Annotated in this window: 13 protein-coding genes; 3 read left to right on the forward strand and 10 right to left on the reverse strand. The window is 61.3% G+C overall.

From position 1 onward, the window contains the following. The first annotated feature begins 16 nt into the window (after positions 1-16). From nspC to HYPMC_RS10840, 3 genes are all read left to right on the forward strand, one after another. Positions 17-1186: a carboxynorspermidine decarboxylase gene (gene nspC, locus HYPMC_RS10830; protein WP_013947974.1), complete on the forward strand. Its 1170-nt coding sequence runs from the start codon at positions 17-19 to the stop codon at positions 1184-1186. A 76-nt stretch (positions 1187-1262) separates the two neighbouring features. Beyond that, positions 1263-3920, forward strand: a complete 2658-nt coding sequence (gene pepN / locus HYPMC_RS10835) for an aminopeptidase N (RefSeq protein WP_013947975.1) — start codon at positions 1263-1265, stop codon at positions 3918-3920. 205 nt (positions 3921-4125) lie between these two features. Next, positions 4126-5172, forward strand: coding sequence for a HAMP domain-containing sensor histidine kinase (locus HYPMC_RS10840; protein WP_013947977.1), 1047 nt, complete (start codon positions 4126-4128; stop codon positions 5170-5172). Positions 5173-5215: 43 nt separating this feature from the next. Here the strand turns inward: HYPMC_RS10840 and HYPMC_RS10845 are convergent, their stop codons facing one another. The 10 genes from HYPMC_RS10845 to ccmE all read right to left on the reverse strand — a co-directional run bounded on the left by HYPMC_RS10845 (position 5216) and on the right by ccmE (position 16859). Next, the gene (locus tag HYPMC_RS10845) at positions 5216-5731 is read right to left on the reverse strand and encodes a periplasmic heavy metal sensor (RefSeq protein ID WP_013947978.1); all 516 of its coding nucleotides are present in this window, start codon (positions 5729-5731) and stop codon (positions 5216-5218) included. Continuing rightward, entirely contained in the window at positions 5728-6240 is a 513-nt protein-coding gene (locus HYPMC_RS10850; RefSeq protein ID WP_013947979.1) for a hypothetical protein, read from the reverse strand. Before HYPMC_RS10850 ends, HYPMC_RS10845 begins: the two co-directional genes overlap by 4 nt. Before the next feature lie 20 nt (positions 6241-6260). Beyond that, positions 6261-6893, reverse strand: coding sequence for a sigma-70 family RNA polymerase sigma factor (locus tag HYPMC_RS10855; RefSeq protein WP_013947980.1), 633 nt, complete (start codon positions 6891-6893; stop codon positions 6261-6263). A gap of 120 nt (positions 6894-7013) precedes the next feature. After that, a complete protein-coding gene (locus HYPMC_RS10860) occupies positions 7014-9971 on the reverse strand; it encodes a bifunctional [glutamine synthetase] adenylyltransferase/[glutamine synthetase]-adenylyl-L-tyrosine phosphorylase (protein ID WP_244421019.1) in 2958 nt (985 codons plus the stop codon). A 4-nt stretch (positions 9972-9975) separates the two neighbouring features. Further along, positions 9976-11421 carry a sensor histidine kinase KdpD gene (locus HYPMC_RS10865; protein ID WP_013947982.1) on the reverse strand — a complete coding sequence of 482 codons (1446 nt, stop codon included), beginning with the start codon at positions 11419-11421 and terminating at the stop codon, positions 9976-9978. Further along, a complete protein-coding gene (locus tag HYPMC_RS10870; protein WP_029670984.1) occupies positions 11405-12085 on the reverse strand; it encodes a response regulator transcription factor in 681 nt (226 codons plus the stop codon). The genes HYPMC_RS10865 and HYPMC_RS10870 overlap by 17 nt, the downstream gene beginning before the upstream one ends. 119 nt (positions 12086-12204) lie before the next feature. Continuing rightward, positions 12205-13788 (reverse strand): Do family serine endopeptidase, encoded by a 1584-nt coding sequence (locus HYPMC_RS10875; RefSeq protein ID WP_013947984.1) that lies wholly within the window; start codon positions 13786-13788, stop codon positions 12205-12207. A gap of 129 nt (positions 13789-13917) precedes the next feature. Next, on the reverse strand, positions 13918-14397 hold the full coding sequence (locus HYPMC_RS10880; RefSeq protein ID WP_013947985.1) for a cytochrome c-type biogenesis protein: 480 nt from the start codon (positions 14395-14397) through the stop codon (positions 13918-13920). Continuing rightward, on the reverse strand, positions 14397-16376 hold the full coding sequence (locus HYPMC_RS10885; RefSeq protein WP_013947986.1) for a heme lyase CcmF/NrfE family subunit: 1980 nt from the start codon (positions 16374-16376) through the stop codon (positions 14397-14399). The genes HYPMC_RS10880 and HYPMC_RS10885 overlap by 1 nt, the downstream gene beginning before the upstream one ends. Before the next feature lie 12 nt (positions 16377-16388). Next, the gene (gene ccmE / locus HYPMC_RS10890) at positions 16389-16859 is read right to left on the reverse strand and encodes a cytochrome c maturation protein CcmE (RefSeq protein WP_013947987.1); all 471 of its coding nucleotides are present in this window, start codon (positions 16857-16859) and stop codon (positions 16389-16391) included. Between the last annotated feature and the right edge of the window lie 7 nt (positions 16860-16866).

Consider the following 16866-nt stretch of genomic DNA (forward strand, 5'->3'; position numbering starts at 1 on the left):
TGATCGGTGGCTCGACGTGTCCGACCTTTCCAAATTGAACCTGCAGTCTTTCGACTGGGCGCAGTCCATCGCGACGCCGTCGTATGTGCTCGACGTGGCGGCGTTGAAGCGCAATCTGGCGCGGGCCGCAGAGGTCAAGCGCGAGGCGGGCTGCAAGATCCTGCTGGCGACAAAAGCGTTTGCGCTGCCGGCCGCCTTTCCGATCATGCGCGAGGTGCTGGATGGCACGACGGCAAGCGGCGAGTACGAGGCGCGCCTTGGTCACGACGAGTTCGGCAAGGAAGTGCACGTCTACTCTCCGGCCTACGCGCCGGGCGAGGTTGCGCGCCTGACGAAGCTCGCCCAGCACATCTATTTCAACTCGCCGCAGCAGATCATCGACAATCTCGCCGTGATCCGCGAGGTGCCTGGTCTCAAAATCGGCATCCGCATCAATCCGGGCTATTCGAACGCCACGCTTGGCGGTGCGCTTTACGACCCGTGTGCGCCCTTCTCGCGGTTCGGTGCGACGCGCGAGATGCTCGACAGCGTGCCGTGGGACGACGTTGACATCCTGCATACGCATTCGCTGTGCGAGTCGGACCACGAGGGATCGGTCGGGCTCATCGAGCACGTCGCGCGGGCGTTTGGCGACTATGTCCGGCGCGTCAAGGTCGTGAACTTTGGCGGCGGCCACTTCATCAACAAACCCGGCTACGACATTTCGAAGCTGATCGCCGCAATCAAGGCATTCAAAACAGAGTTCAATGTGGACGTTGTTCTGGAGCCTGGCGCCGGTCTCGTCGTCGATACGGGATACCTTGTCGGCTCCGTTCTGGGGCTACACCACAACGGCAAGGACATCGCTATTCTCGATGCCTCGGCCTCGACGCATATGCCGGATGTTCTAGAGGTGCCTTATACGCCACATGTTATCGGCGCGGCGGAACCCGGCCGAAAACCGCACGGTTATATCCTGGGCGGCAAGACATGCATGACCGGAGACATCATCGGCGAATACTCATTCGACGCGCCGTTGAAAGTGGGCGATCGCATCATCTTTACCGATATGATGCAATATTCCTTTGTGAAGAATAACACGTTCAACGGCGTGCCTCTGCCCGATCTCGCGGTTCTCAACGAGGACGGAACAATTCATGTCCTGCGGTCGTTTGGTTACGATGATTTCCGGCACCGATTAGGATAGAAGCTTTGCGGTTGCCGGTCGGCGGAACGCTTGGAACTTTCCCCGAAAGCGCCTATGACGTTCGCAGCGGGGTGCCATGAAAGCAGAAAATCCCAAACCAGTCCTTCTTGCGGATTACCGCCCTCCGGAATTTCTGATCGACACCGTCCATCTCGACATCGCGCTCGCGCCGACGAAAACGCGCGTCGCGTCGAAACTCGAAATCCGGCGCAATCCCGCTTCGGCGACGACCGGCAAGGTGCCCCTGAAGCTCGACGGCGAACTGTTGACGCTCGAGAGCATCACGTTGGACGGCAAGAAGCTGAAGCCGTCCTCCTATCGCGTCGGTGACGCCAGCCTGACGATCCTGTCGCCGCCGAAAGAGCCCTTCACGCTCGAAATCGTGACGACGATCAATCCCAAGGCCAACACGGCGCTGCAGGGCATCTATCTCTCGCGCGGGGTCTACTGCTCGCAGTGCGAGGCTCAGGGCTTCCGACGCATCACATATTTTCTCGACCGGCCGGATGTGCTCGCCAAATACACCGTGCGGCTCGAAGCCGATGTGGCGACGGCGCCGGTTCTGCTCGCCAACGGCAATCCGGTTGAGCGCGGCACGCTGCTCGGCGGCGAGCGCCATTATGCCGTATGGGACGATCCGCATCCCAAGCCGTCCTATCTTTTTGCCGTCGTCGGCGGCGATCTGTCGTCCATAGCGTCAACGTTCAAGACCCAGTCCGGCCGCGAGGTCGACCTTCGCATCTATGTCGAGCATGGGAAGGAAGAGCGGGCGCACTGGGCGATGGAATCGTTGAAGCGCGCCATGCGGTGGGACGAAAAACGCTTTGGCCGCGAATACGATCTCGACGTGTTCAACATCGTCGCCGTTTCCGACTTCAATATGGGGGCGATGGAGAACAAAGGCCTCAATATCTTCAACGACCGGCTCATTCTGGCGTCGCCCGAGACTGCGACCGACGCAAACTATGAATCGATCGAGAGCGTCGTTGCGCACGAATATTTCCATAACTGGACCGGAAACCGCATCACCTGCCGCGACTGGTTTCAGCTTTGCCTGAAAGAAGGCCTGACGGTCTTCCGAGACCAGGAATTCTCAGCCGACCAGCGCAGTGCCACCGTGCAGCGCATCGCCGACGTGCGGCAACTGAAGGCGCTGCAGTTTCCGGAAGACCAAGGCCCCCTCGCCCATCCGGTGCGCCCTGAAAGCTACGTCGAGATCAACAACTTCTATACGCCGACCGTTTACGAAAAAGGCGCGGAAGTCGTCCGCATGATCGAGACGACGCTCGGGCCTGAGAAATTTCGCGCCGGGATGGATCTCTATTTCGAGCGTCACGACGGCCAGGCCGTCACCATCGAGGATTTCGTTGCCTGCTTCGCTGACGTGAGCGGGCAGGATTTCTCGCAATTCCATCGCTGGTATTCGCAGGCAGGCACGCCCGAACTGGTCTGCAACCTGACCTACGACAAGCGGAAGAAGTCGGCGGAGCTGACAGTTCATCAGGTTCTGAAGCCGTCGCCGGGCAAAGCCAAGAAGCAGCCCTACTTCATTCCGATCAGCATGGCGCTGCTTGGCGAGAACGGCAAAGAGATGGATCTCGACGTCGAGGGCGGCGTCAAGATCCGCGACGGCGTCATGGCCGTCACCGAACGCGCGACGACGTTCACGTTCAAGGGCGTCGGTTCGCGGCCGGTGCCGTCGCTGCTCAGGGGCTTCTCTGCGCCCGTCGTGATCAACATGCCGCTCACCGATCAGGACCTAGCGTTTCTGATGCACCATGACAGCGACCTCTTCAATCGCTGGCAGGCGAGCAACGCCTACGCGACGCGAAGCATCCTGGCTCTGCTCGACGCGAAACGGCCGAAGTCGCTCGCCGCATCGAAAGCCGCGAAACTTACCGACGCATTGGGCTATGCGCTGCGCGACTCCGGTCTCGACGATGCGTACAAGGCCGAGCTTCTGAAGTTGCCGTCGGTTGCCGACGTTGCGCGTGAGAAGGCGACGAAGGTCGACCACGCGGCGATCTTCGGCGAGCACCGTGCATTCGCCCGCACGATCGGCGAGAGGCTGGCGAGCGATCTCGGAACGATCTACGCAGGCGCATCGCGCGAGAAGAAATTCTCACCCGATGCCAAGAACGCCGGCCGGCGCGCCCTGCGTAATGCCGCCCTGACGCTGCTGACAACGCGCGAGACCGAGGAAGACTTCGCGCGGCTCGAAGCGCACTATCGCAAAGCCACGAACATGACTGATGCGTGCCATGCGATGTTTCTCATCGCGGGTGTGAATGCTCCTGGACGCGAAAGCGTCCTCAATAATTTCTTCGAGCGCTGGAAAGACGATCATCTCGTCATCGACATGTGGTTTGCCGCGCAGGCGCAGTCCCCGCGAGAGCAAACGCTCGATGAAGTGAAGGCGCTCTGTCAGCATCCGCTCTTCAAGATCACGACGCCGAATAAGGTGCGCGCGCTCATCGGTACGTTCGCTTCAAGCAATCCGCTGCAGTTCAACCGTCCCGATGGAGCGGGCTATGAATTCCTGGCTGACAAGGTGCTCGAAATCGACCCGCTCAATCCGCAGGTCGCCGCACGCATGCTGGCTGCGTTCCGCAGCTATCGGGCGCTTGAGACCAAGCGAAAGAACCTCGCCAAGGCGTCGCTGAAAAGGGTGGCCTCGGCGCCGCGGCTGTCGCGCGATTGCTTGGAAATGGTCACGCGGATGCTCGACGACTAAACGGTTTCTGGAGCATTTCGGCCACAGCCGACGATCCTTTTGCTCGGGCCGTCGAAAAGAGCGACAAAATTGATTCTCTAGCGATTTTTTCTCCCTCGACGGTGAGTCGCAAATCGGCGAAGCTCAAATCATGCTCGGAGACATGATCGTCTTCGGCCTTGTGGGGCGGGGCACTTAGATCAAAATTCAGCAGGGGAATTTGAGGATGGCTCGGACTTGGTCCGTTCCTCAACGGGGAAGTATTGCCGCGTTCGGCGGCTTTGGATCGCAACACACCGGCGCACTCTACGCAGCCGCCGCAAACCGGACTTTTGCAAACCGCGGTCTCTTTCTGGTTCTCGCCGCCGTGCTGACGGCAGCCGGCGCCGTCATTCCCCAGCTCAGCCCCGATATGCTTTCGACCGTATTCTTTGTGGCTGGCGCAGGGCTTGCCGCCCTGGTCGTGATGCTGCCGTGGCAGCCGCTTGCGCGGGATGGCGCGGACACCACGCAGAAGCGCAGCGAGCCGGACCACCGCTCAGCCTTTAACGCCGATACCGGACGCCAGATGCGCTTCCCGGAGCTTCTGGGCACGCCCGCCGTACAACCAGGCCTGGATCGCGCGGCCTGGGCCAAGCTGACGGCCCATATGAGCCATGAGCTCAGGACGCCGCTTAACGCCGTGCTCGGTTTTTCGGAGCTGATGACGAACGAAGTTTTCGGGCCTCTCGGATCGAGCTACAGTGGCTACGCCCGCGATATTCATACGAGTGGCCGTATCCTGCTGAAGTCGGCGGAAGACGCGCTGGCGATCACGGCGCTGCTGACGGCTCCTGAGCGCAAGCGGGCTCGCGAGACGAGCAAGATCCGGGCGATCGTCGACGACGCCTGCGCCTTTGCTTCCCCCGATCTTGCGGCACAGTCGATTGCCATCGCGATTGACGTCAAAGGCGATGCCGAGATCGTTGGCGACCATCAGGCGACTCGCCAGATGCTCATCAACCTCATTGCAGAAGCCAGCCGCCGTGCGGCTCCGGGCTCTGTGTTGCGGATTGAAACGAAGGCCGCCAGCGAAGCCGTATATCTCTCACTGACGCTGATCGGCGGCATCCACGTGCAGCCGGAAGACGGCTTCGGAATTATCCTGGCGCGCACATTCTGCGAGCTGTCAGGTGCCGAGCTGACGAGTTCAGTTGCGGAAAATGGCGAGTGGACAGCAAGCGTGCGCCTTCTGCGCGCGGTTCAGGCTGACCTTTTCGCCATGGCGGCCTGAAGAAAACATAACGGCGGCATCCACTTGGTCGCCGCCGTTATTGTTATTTTGCCCTGTCGTCGTCTGGCCGTGGCGGTCCAGGCGGTTTCAGCATCGATGCGTGACGCTTCGCTCGCCATTCCTGCAGAAGCTTGCGCTCGTCTGGCGTCAACTCGCCTGCGGTATTTGCGACGCTCGTATAGATCGCGCCTTTGAAAGCATCTTCGGCCATCCGAAGCTGCATGAGTGCAGCCAAAAATTTATCTTTGTCGAAAGGCTTGGCCGTCAGCAGGGCGTTGGCATCGGTCCACGTCTTGCGCACGTTGTCGCGCAAACCTTTCATGGACGCGCGCGCCTCGATCACCTTTTGCCGGATCATCGTCTGCTTGTCGGCAGGCAACTGTTTGACGAAACCAAGGAACCCTTCGTCCCTCTTTCGCTCCTCTTCGTGATGATGCCAAACGGCGGTCGCAAACAAGCCGATGAACAGCAGGTTCAAGGCCAACGACGCAATAAAGCCCGGATAGAGCCAGCGCGGCCGATCCGCTGCCAGCCGCGATTGATCGACGTTGACCGTCACAGCAGATCCCCGTCTACAAAACTGTCACCGTCGTCCGTAAAGGCAATCTGTCGGCTGAGGGTTGACGAAGAGCCATCTTCACCGAGAAGCGCATCGGCGGTCGACGTGAAGACCTTCATTTGACCGGCGAATACGCCAAGCACGAGGGATGCAGCGAGAGCAGTCGCGGCCAAGCCATGGTGACGGCGAAGCGTGGGCCACGCCGGCCGAACAGCTGCCGCTGGCGAACGCTCCCGGCTCGTGACGAGCCGCGGCTGACGTTCTGCTGCAGCCGCGATGCGGTCGCTCAACTTCGAGAGGCGCGTCGCATCATATTGCGGAGCCTTGTCCAGCAGCCGATCGAAAGCTTCGGCATCCTTCAGCATTTTGTGGGCGTCGGGATTGCCGGCAATCAAGCCCGATAACGTAAGACGCAAGGGTGCAGGCCATCGCGTACGGTCTGCTCCGTACGTATCGAGCGCCGCCTCCAGTTTATCGAGCCCCACAGGGCCTAAACTATTGCGTGACATTGTCTGCAGTCTCCCGCACTTCAGAGTTCGCTATCATTTCGCAGCGACTCCCATTCCGATTTCAGTTCCGTCTTCAGTTGCCGTCTCGCCCGACTGAGCAGAGATTCGATAGCTTCGTCCGACACTCCCATGACCTGACCGATCTCGATCTGGCTCAGCCCCTCGAAATGAAAGAGCGTGAGCGCAAGGCGCTGCCGGTCCGGCAGTTTCTGCATCGCCGCTTCAACCCGGCGCTGCGTATCTTGACTTTCGAGGCCGGCGAGCTGTTTTGCGGGCTCGGGAACCTCGGGTAATTCTTCAACCACCGACACACGCCCCTGACCGCGCACGCGGTCGAGGCACAAATTCGAGACCACGCGACGCAGCCACGGCCTAATGCCGGCCGGGCCAATTTCCAGCGTTCCGCTCGAACGCCACAGTCGCAAGAAAGCTTCCTGCGCCAAGTCTTCCGCCTCCGCATCGTCCCGCAGCATTCGGCGCGCCACGGAAACGATGCTTCCGAGATGGCGGGCCATCAGCAGGCGAAATGCGTCGCCGTCGCCGCGACCGACCGCGGCAACGAGCATCGCCTCATCGGCTCGGCTTTCGGCCGCCGGTCGCGGTGCGGCCGGAGTGCCATCCGTCCTCGTTGCCGCCACTAATCCCCTCGACATCCTATTCGCCTGCCTTGCGCTCCAACGCCTCGGATGCTGCCGCCCGAAAGACGGCTTTCCGTGTCGGTTATCGCAAGAACGTCTCAGCCTGCCACAATCCGTCGCCGGGCCATAAAAACCCTAGACGATCAGCCGATTGAAGGCCTCCGCTACGTCTGCAAGCGTTTGTTTCAACTTTATTTCCAAGTCTTCAAAAGAGGTTGTATCTCCTGATCGGGCCAGGAGCAATTTCAGGCCTTTCGGCGCCGATGCCGGGTCGAAAGGCCCCTCGATGGTCAATCGGAGCACCTGCGTCAGATCGTGCAGCAATTGACCGGCATGTGCCAGCAGCAGGTAGTCGTCGTTATGGATAACACCCTCGGACGCGGCCGCAGCCAGGGCCACGAGCGTCGTCTGGTTGAGGATTGCCGGATGCTCGGCGGCATGCACCAGTTGTAAATACTGAACGATGAACTCCAGATCGACGAGCCCGCCGCGAACCTGCTTCAAATCCCAAATATCGGAGGTCGCTTTCTCGGCTTCGACTCGGCGGCGCATGTCGAGGACGTCGGCGGCGATCTTGGCGCGGTCGCGTTTGGCCGTCAGGACCTTGCGAATCTCGGCTTCGACACGTCCGGACAACTCGCGTGAGCCGGCGATGATGCGGGCCCGCGTCATGGCCATATGCTCCCACGTCCAGGCTTCGCTGGCCTGGTAGTTCGTGAAGCTCGACAGCCTCGTTGCGACAGGCCCTTTCTGACCGGAGGGGCGAAGGCGCATATCGACCTCGTAGAGCGCTCCTTCCGCCGTTCGCGCCGAGATGGCGGTGATGAGCCGCTGCGTCAGGCGCGTGTAATAATGCGGCGGCGCGAGCGGCTTTGCCCCGTCCGATTGTTCGGCGGCTGGATCGAAATCGTAGATGAGGATAAGATCGACGTCGGACGCCGCCGTCATTTCGCGGCCACCGAGCTTGCCCATGGCGATGACGGCAGCAGCCCCGCCCGGCACACGGCCGTGGTCCTGCTCCATCTCGCGCGTGACCTCACCCAGGAGGGCCGCGATCAGGCGCTGCGCGATCGTTGCGTAAGCGATGCCTGCTTCGGTCGCCGATATGCTGCCGGTAAGAATTCTGACGCCGACCAGAAAGGCCTGCTCGCTGCCGATCCGCCGGGCGGTATCGAGGATCTCCTGCATCGGATCGCCGTCGCTTGTCGCGCGGGCAGCGGCGAAGGCTTTTACAATGACGTCGTCGATGGCAGCGCCATTGAAATCGCCGCCCAGAACCTGCGGATCGAGCACGGCATCCAATAGCCGCCGGCGATGCGACAGGATGTGAGCCAAGCGCGGCGCGGAGCCCATGATGTCGGCGAATAGCCGGATCAACCCTGGCTGAGCCTTCAGCAACGAGAAAAGCTGCACGCCAGAGGGAAGCTCGGCGAGAAAACGGTCGAAGCTCGCAATCGCGCCATCGGGATCGACCGTATCGGCAAGCGCTTCGATCAGCAGCGGCTGGACTTCCGTCAGGCGTTCACGTGCACGTGGCGACCTGACGACCGGCGCGCGGCCGTGGTGCCAGCCTCGCACGATGGCCAGAACCTGTGTCGGCTGCGAATATCCAAGGCGCTTCAACTCTTCCAGCGTGCGCGGATCGTCCTTGGCTCCGGCGAAGACGAGATTGGCACCGGCAGGCGATGACGGCTGCGGCGGTTCTTCGAACAGACCGTCGTAGTGCTTCTCGACGGTTTCCAGCACTGGTAGCAAAGCAGCGGAAAGCTCCGCCACATCGGCATATCCCGCGAAATGCGCAAAAGACTCAAGCGCTGCGGGCTCTCCCGGCACTTCGTGGCTTTGCTCATCGGCGACCATCTGCACGCGGTGCTCCAGACGGCGGAGATAGCGATAGGCATCATCAAGATCGGCGCGAACGTCAGCCTTCACCCAGCCGCGCCGTTCAAGCGCTGCCAGTGCGTCCAGCGTGCTGCTGACGCGCAAATCGGGCTGGCGGCCCCCTGCGATCAACTGCTGTGTTTGCGCAAAAAATTCGATTTCACGAATGCCGCCGCGGCCAAGCTTCAAGTTCTGTCCGGCGACCGAGATCGGTCCGATCGCCTTATGCGCGTGGATCTGGCGCTTCATGGCGTGGATATCGGCGATCGCCGCGAAATCGAGATACTTGCGCCAGACGAAGGGCGACAGCTCGGAGAGGAATTCGGCACCGGCTTCGAGGTCTCCGGCAATCGGCCGGGCCTTGATCATCGCAGCGCGCTCCCAATTCTGGCCGACGGTTTCGTAGTAGCCATGGGCCGCAACGGTCGAGAGTGCGATTTGCGTCGCCCCGGCGTCGGGCCTCAGGCGCAGATCCGTGCGGAAGACATATCCATCCGGTGTGCGCTCATCGAGCAGCAGCACGAGATCGCGCGTCAACCGGACGAAGAACGATTGCACGTCGCCGTCGCCCACGAGCCGCGCCTTGTCACGATCGAAGAAGACCGTCAGATCGACGTCGCTCGAGTAGTTGAGTTCGAAGGCACCGAGCTTGCCCATGGCCAGCACGAAGTAACCAGAGTCGCGTTCGGGACTTTCCGCTTCGAGCGGCTGCCACTGTCCGCGTGTGGATGCCTGTCGAAACAGAAAGCGGACAGCCGTCCCGACAGCGGTGTCGGCGCAGTCCGACAAGGTCCGGGTGACCGTCATCACCGGCCAGACGCCTGCAAGATCGGCCAGTGCCGTCAAGAGCGCGACCTCTGACTTGTAGATGCGAAGCGCGCGTTTGGCAGAGCCTAGGTCCGAGGCCGCCTGCATTGCCGCGACGAGTTCGTCGGTAAGGATTTGAAAGCGTGAGGCCGGAGGCTCGGACAAAATACGTGCGAGGCGCGCCAGATCGCGGTTCGCGAGCGTCGTCAGATACGGCGAACCTTCGAAGACGCCCGTCAGCAGATTTTCGACATCGGAATTGAGAAGCAGTTCTGCGAGTTGCGGGCAGGCTGCCGCGGCTTCGGCCTTCAGGGATTGGAAGCGTTCGGCGCCGCGACCGTCAGCGGGGCTCTTCGGCCATTCGGATATGCGTTCGGCAACGCTTGGGGGAAGAGACTGATCCATCCCCTCATTGTGCCGCAAGCCCGGGTGCCGCGTCACCCTCCTGATCGGGCACTGCAACGAGACACCTTTGCGACAGGAGAAGCACGACCTTCAGGCCTGGTTGGTTATCCTCAAGCCGGATTTCGCCATGATGGAGGCGGGCGACCGCCGCAACGAGGCTAAGCCCTAAGCCGGTGCCCGGTTTGGTGCGGCTCGCTTCCAGCCGCACGAAGCGTCTCAGCACGCGCTCGCGGTCGATTTCGTCGATGCCGGGGCCATGATCACCGACCGAGATCACGGGCCGGCCATCAAGGCGATAGGCGCGCACGGTGATGGCGCTTCCAGGCTCACCGCCACGGGAATACTTGATGGCGTTGTCGATGAGATTAGCGATGGCCTGGCCGATCAGTTGCCGGTTACCGCGGACGAACACATTCTGCTCGACGTCGATCGTCAGGTTGAAGCCTGCCTCTTCGGCGGCGGGAGCGTAGAGTTCACTGACGTCGGCAACGAAATGCCCGAGATCGAACGTCTCGGTGCTGTCTTCGAGCGGACCGGCTTCCAGCCGAGCGATCAACAACAGCGCGTTGAAGGTCTTGATGAGGTCGTCAGCCTTTTCGATCGTGCGTTCAAGGCCCTCACGATAGGCCTCTTCGCCGCGCGGATCGCGAAGAGCGGCTTCGGCGGCGTTGCGCATGCGATTAAGCGGCGTTTTGAGATCGTGCGCGATGTTGTCTGAGACTTCGCGCAGACCATTCATCAGGCCCTCGATGCGTTCCAGCATCTCGTTAAGGTTGTTTGCGAGCGCGTCGAGTTCGCCTCCCCTGCCCGTCGTCGGAATGCGCCGCGAGAGATCTCCTTCCATGATCTGGCGGCTGGCGGCCGTGATCTGATCCATGCGGTTGACGATGAGGCGGCTAACGGCCAGTCCGCCCAGAAGGCCGATGATCGAAAGGGCGCCGAAACCAAGCAGAAAGACAAAGCGGATCGAATTGGCGAACGCGCGCTGATCTTCGACGTCGCGTCCGATGATGAGGTGGAGATTAGGGCCGAGATCGACAGGAATGGCGACGGCGAGATGCGACGGCCCTTCGTCGTCCGTCGGCTGGTAATTGAAGACTCCGCCAGGACTGTCGGCTTCCAGCTCCGGCGGAATGCGATTGAGGTTGCCGGCGATCTTCGCTCCCGTGCTGTCAGCGAGATAATAGAGCCCCGTTCCTTGCGGCCGCGACAACGCCGTGACGGTCTCGACCAGTTTCATCTGGCCGCCAACCTTCAACTCGGATGACAGAATGCGGGATTCAGCCGACAGGGTCGCGAGGACCTGATCGGTAAAGAGCTTGTTCGTCTGCCAGAACAGGAAGCCGACAACGATTGCCGCAGCGAACAAAAAGAACGCTACGGCCAACGCGCTCAATCCGAAGGTTGTCGTCGATGCCGCTTTTGCGACGCGATCAAACCGGGCCGTCACGAATGGTGTATCCTGCGCCCCTGACCGTGTGCAGCAGCGGCTTGTCGAAGTTCTTGTCGATCTTCGCCCGAAGCCGCGAAACATGAACATCGATCACGTTGGTTTGCGGATCGAAGTGATAGTCCCAGACGTGCTCCAGGAGCATGGTGCGGGTCACGACCTGCCCGGCGTGCTGCATCAGATACTCAAGCAGACGGTACTCGCGCGGCTGCAGCAGGATGTGTTCGCCGCCGCGCGTTACGCGATGAGAAAGCCGGTCGAGCACGAGGTCGCCGACGGAATAGCGGGTTTGCTGCTCTTCCGGCGCCGTCCGACGGCCGAGAATCTCGACGCGGGCCAAAAGCTCGGAATAAGCGTAGGGTTTCGTCAGATAGTCGTCACCGCCGGCACGCAGGCCCTTGACCCGGTCATCGACCTCGCCAAGCGCCGACAGAATAAGCACAGGGGTTCGATTGCCCTCCGTTCGAAGGGACTTGATCAGCGAAAGGCCATCGAGCAGCGGCAACATCCGGTCAACGATCAATACGTCATAGGCGCCGTCGGTCGCCATCGATAGGCCCGCTTCGCCATCATGAGCCAGATCAGCCGTATGACCGTTCTCTTTCAGGGATTTCTGCAGGAAAAGCGCGGTTTCTTTATCGTCTTCTATTACCAGCACGCGCATGGTTTGTGTCCGACCTTCGTCTTCTCTCCGCTCACTGTTTAACCGGATGTCCCCCAAACGTCGAGGCAGCCCCGCCGTTTGGTTGACGGAGCTGCTCGAGTTCGTCATTGCGCGCTACCTCAACCTTTTTTGGTCAACTGAACAGCGACAAAGCGCTTTTGGTCGGCCGATTTGACGTGCAGGAGAACCGCGGTGCGCTTCAGGTCCTGCGCCTTCTTGATGCCGGAGATGACGTCGTCGGGAGAGGACACAGCCTGGCCAGAGACCTCAAGAATGACATCGCCCGGCTTCAGGCCCTTCTCCGCCGCATCCGACGTCGGATCGACTTCAGCGATGGCAACGCCCTGCGTATCCTTGCCTTGAGCGTCCTTGCCGGTACGTGCCGGCATCAACGTGATGCCGAGCTGGCTCAGGTCGACGGACTTGGCGTCATCTTCGTTGCTGTTGCTGTTGTCGTCATTATTGTCGCCATTCATCGCAGCTTCGGCGTTCTTCGGGAACAGGCCGAGCTTCACCTTGATCGTCTCTTCGGCATTGTTGCGCCACACCTTGACGTCGACGTTCGAGTTCGGCGCCAGTTCGGCGATCTTGCGAGCAAGATCACGGCTGTCGGCGATCTTCTCGCCGTTGACCTGCAAGATCGCATCCTGAGTCTTGATGCCGGACTTCGAAGCCGGACCGTTCGGAGTTACTTCGCTGACGAACGCGCCGTGCGCTTCGGAAAGCCCGATGCTGGCGGCGGTATCTTCGTCGACGTTCTGGATCTTGACGCCGAGCCAGCCGCGGCTGACCGAGCCATCGGCCTTCAACTGCTTGACGACTTCGGCGACCGTATTTGCAGGAACAGCGAAGGCGATGCCGACGTTGCCGCCCGATGGAGAGAAGATCGCCGTGTTAACACCGATAACGTCGCCATCGAGGTTGACGGTCGGGCCGCCCGAGTTACCGCGGTTCACAGCGGCGTCGATCTGCAGGTAATCATAGGGGCCGGAGCCGATATCGCGTGCGAGCGCCGACACGATACCTGCGGTGACCGTGCCGCCCAGACCGAACGGATTGCCGACAGCCAACGCCCAATCGCCGACGCGCGGCGGCTTGCCGGAAAGCTTTATCGTCGGGAAGGTCTTCTTGCTTTCGATCTTGATGAGCGCGATGTCGGTGCGCGGGTCGGTGCCGACCAGCTTCGCATCATACTTCATCTCGTCGTTGTCGAAGCTCACCTGGATCTTGGTGGCGCCGTCGATGACGTGGTTATTCGTGACGACGTAACCATCCGGCGTAATGACGAAGCCGGAGCCCTGGCCCTGGACGATCTTCGGGCGAGCTTCCTGGCCGAATTCCTTCGGCAGGTTCTTGAAGAAGTCATGCAGCGGATGATCGGGCGGCAGATCGGGAAGCGAAAAATTCTTCTTGTCCTTATCGCCCTTCTCGTTCGAAGCAAGCTTCGAGGCGCCGCCGTCGTTGATGACGGAAACTGAAACGACCGCCGGCTTCACCTTGTCGACGATGTCGGCAAAGGAGAGCGGCGCGCGGCCGAATGGCGTTTGAATCGTCTGGGCACCGGACTCGGCCAGCACAGGGTGTGACGGCACCGCCAGTCCAAATCCCACCGCTGTAACAGCCAGCATCGCGACCGATGCCGGGGCAAACTTTGAAGTCAATTTTGAAGAAAACGTCGTCGACAAGCGGTGCGGAAATCGCATCCCAGGGTCTCCAGCTGAAAGGCAGGCTTCGCGAGCCTTACTATGACGCCTAGCGGAACCGGGGTTACGGCAGCATGTCAGGGACGTTAACTGTTGGTAATCTAACGCCTCGCCGGGGCGCAAAACGGCTTACGGATCCTTGGCCGCAAGGATCTCATTAAGCTTGGCTTTTTCCTGTTCCGTCAACGGCGTGCCGGTGGTCGGAGCGGCCGGCCGGGTAGCGCGGATCATCAATACGATGCCGGCAAGCAAAACCAAGATCGGCGTTAGCCATAGGAGCAGCGTCGATAGCTCGAACCGGGGTTTCAGCAGGACGAATTCGCCGTAACGCGCGACGATATAGTCGAGCACTTGCTGATCACTGTCATGCGCCATGATCCGCTCGCGCACGAGGCGGCGTAGGTCTCCTGCCAACGGCGCGTCGCTGTCGTCGATGGACTGGTTCTGACAGACGAGACAGCGCAGTTCGGCCGAGATGTTGCGCGCGCGCTTTTCCAGCGCCGGATCAGAGAGCATTTCGCCCGGCTGAACGGCGAACGCCGCGGGAGTGGCAGCGAGTGCCGCCCAAATTGCCAGCGCCAGAATTGCCAAGGGCCGCCGCACGATCATCACTCCGCCGGAACCGCAACGATGGGGCGCGAACGCGATGGAGCGCCGACACGCAGCCGCCGGTCGGACAGAGAGATGCCGCCGCCCAGGAACATGAACAGCGCACCGAGCCAGATGAACCGGACGAGCGGGTTGAAGTAGGCGCGCACGGCGTAACCGCCACCCGGCTGGCCGTCACCGATGACGACGTAAAGGTCACCACGCCACGCCGCGTGAATGCCGGCTTCTGTCGTCGGCTGCGGCGGCGCATCATAGAGGCGCTTCGCTGGCTGGAGCGTCGCGATGGTCTCGCCGTTACGCTTGACGTTAAAGTCGGCGATGTCCTCGGTGTAGTTCGGACCGCGGCCACGTTCGACCTTGGCGAAGGTCACCTCATAGCCGTCGACCATGACCTTATCGCCCGGCTTCATCGCCAGAATGTGCTCTTCGCGGTAGGCGCTGGTCGCGACGATGCCGACCATCAGCATGCCGACGCCGAAGTGCGCGAACAGCGTGCCGTAGGCCGAGCGCGGCAGGTTCGATGCGCGACGCATGACTTCGTCGCGTCCGGCGGAACCGAGCTTCACGCGGTTTGCCCATTCGACGATGGCGCCGACCATCACGTAGACACCCAGCGCAATGCCGAACGGCGCCAGCCAAGGCCCGCGATGTTCGACGGCGAAGACGGCGACAATCGTGACGAGCGCCGCGAGGAAGGCAAAGGCCAAGCGCTGCATGGCGCCGAGCAGATCGCCGCGCTTCCAGGCAAGCATCGGTCCGAACGGCAGCGCGATCAGCAGCGGGATCATCAGCGGGCCGAACGTCATGTTGAAGAACGGCGGACCGACCGAGATCTTCTCGCCCGTCAGGCCTTCGAGCGCCATCGGGTACAGCGTACCGACGAGCACCGTCGCCGTCGCAGTGACGAGCAGCAGATTGTTCAGAACGAGCGAGCCTTCGCGGCTGATCGGCTGGAAAAGACCGCCAGCCTGCATATCCTTCGCGCGCAAGGCGAAGAGCGCAAGGCCGCCGCCGGTGAAGAACACCAGAATGGCGAGAATGAAGACGCCGCGCGCCGGATCGACCGCAAACGAATGCACCGACGTCAACACGCCTGAGCGAACGATGAAGGTGCCCATCAGCGACAGCGAGAACGTCAGGATCGCAAGCAGCACCGTCCAGATCTTGAGCGCTTCGCGCTTTTCCATCACGAGCGCGGAATGGAGCAGCGCCGTTCCGGCGAGCCACGGCATGAAGGAAGCGTTTTCGACCGGGTCCCAGAACCACCAGCCGCCCCAGCCCAGTTCATAATAGGCCCACCAGGACCCCATTGAGATGCCGATCGTCAGGAACATCCAGGCGGCGAGCGTCCACGGACGCACCCAGCGCGCCCAGGCGGCGTCGATGCGGCCCTCAATCAGAGCGGCGATTGCAAACGAGAATGCGATCGAGAAGCCGACGTAACCCGTGTAGAGAAACGGCGGGTGGAACGCGAGCGCCGGGTCCTGCAGGATCGGGTTCAGGCCGTTGCCGTCCGAAGGCGCCGGATCGAGACGAACGAACGGGTTCGACGTCAGCAGCGAGAAGAGCAGGAACGCTACGGCGATCGACGCCTGCACGGACAGAACGCGGGCCTTCAATGTCGGCGGCAGATTGTTGCCGAACAGCGCGACGGCCGCGCCGAACAGCGCCAGGATCAGCACCCAGAGCAGCATCGAACCTTCGTGATTGCCCCAGACGCCCGCCATTTTATAGATCAGCGGCTTCGTCGAATGCGAATTTTCGGCAACGTTCAGCACGGAAAAGTCGGACGTCACGTAAGCGTGCATCAGAGCGAAGAACGCGACCGCGATCAGCAAGAGCTGCGATATGGCGGCGGGTTCGGCAACGCGCATCATGCGCTCGTCTTTGATTGCCGCGCCGAAGGCCGGAATGACAACCTGCACGACGGCAACCAGCAGTGCGAGAATGAGAGCGAAATGTCCGAGTTCGACGATCACGGCATTATCCTTCTAAGGCATCTCTGCCTTCATCTGATCGGGGTGAGCGCTGGCGCCGAGCTTCACGCCTTTTGCTTCTAGCGCCTTCGCGACATCGCGTGGCATGTAATTTTCATCATGCTTGGCCAGCACCGTGTCGGCCTTGAAGCCGCCGTGGCCGTCGAGGACGCCTTCAGTCACGACACCCTGTCCTTCCCGGAACAGGTCCGGCAGGACGCCCGTGAACGTCACCGGGATATCCTTCAGCGTATCAGTGACCTTGAATTTGATCGTCGTGCCCTGGCCGCGAATGACGGACCCCTTTTCGACGAGGCCGCCCAGGCGAATGCGCTGCCCCGGCGGAACGTGCTTTTCGACGATATCGCTTGGCGTATGAAAAAAGACGATACTGTCTTTCAGCGCGAACAGCACGAGGATCAGCGCAATCGCGAGTGTCGCGACGCCGCCTCCGATCAATACTCCGCGCTTTTGCTTGCGTGTCATGAGAACC

The organism is Hyphomicrobium sp. MC1, assembly GCF_000253295.1.
Lineage (GTDB): Bacteria > Pseudomonadota > Alphaproteobacteria > Rhizobiales > Hyphomicrobiaceae > Hyphomicrobium_B.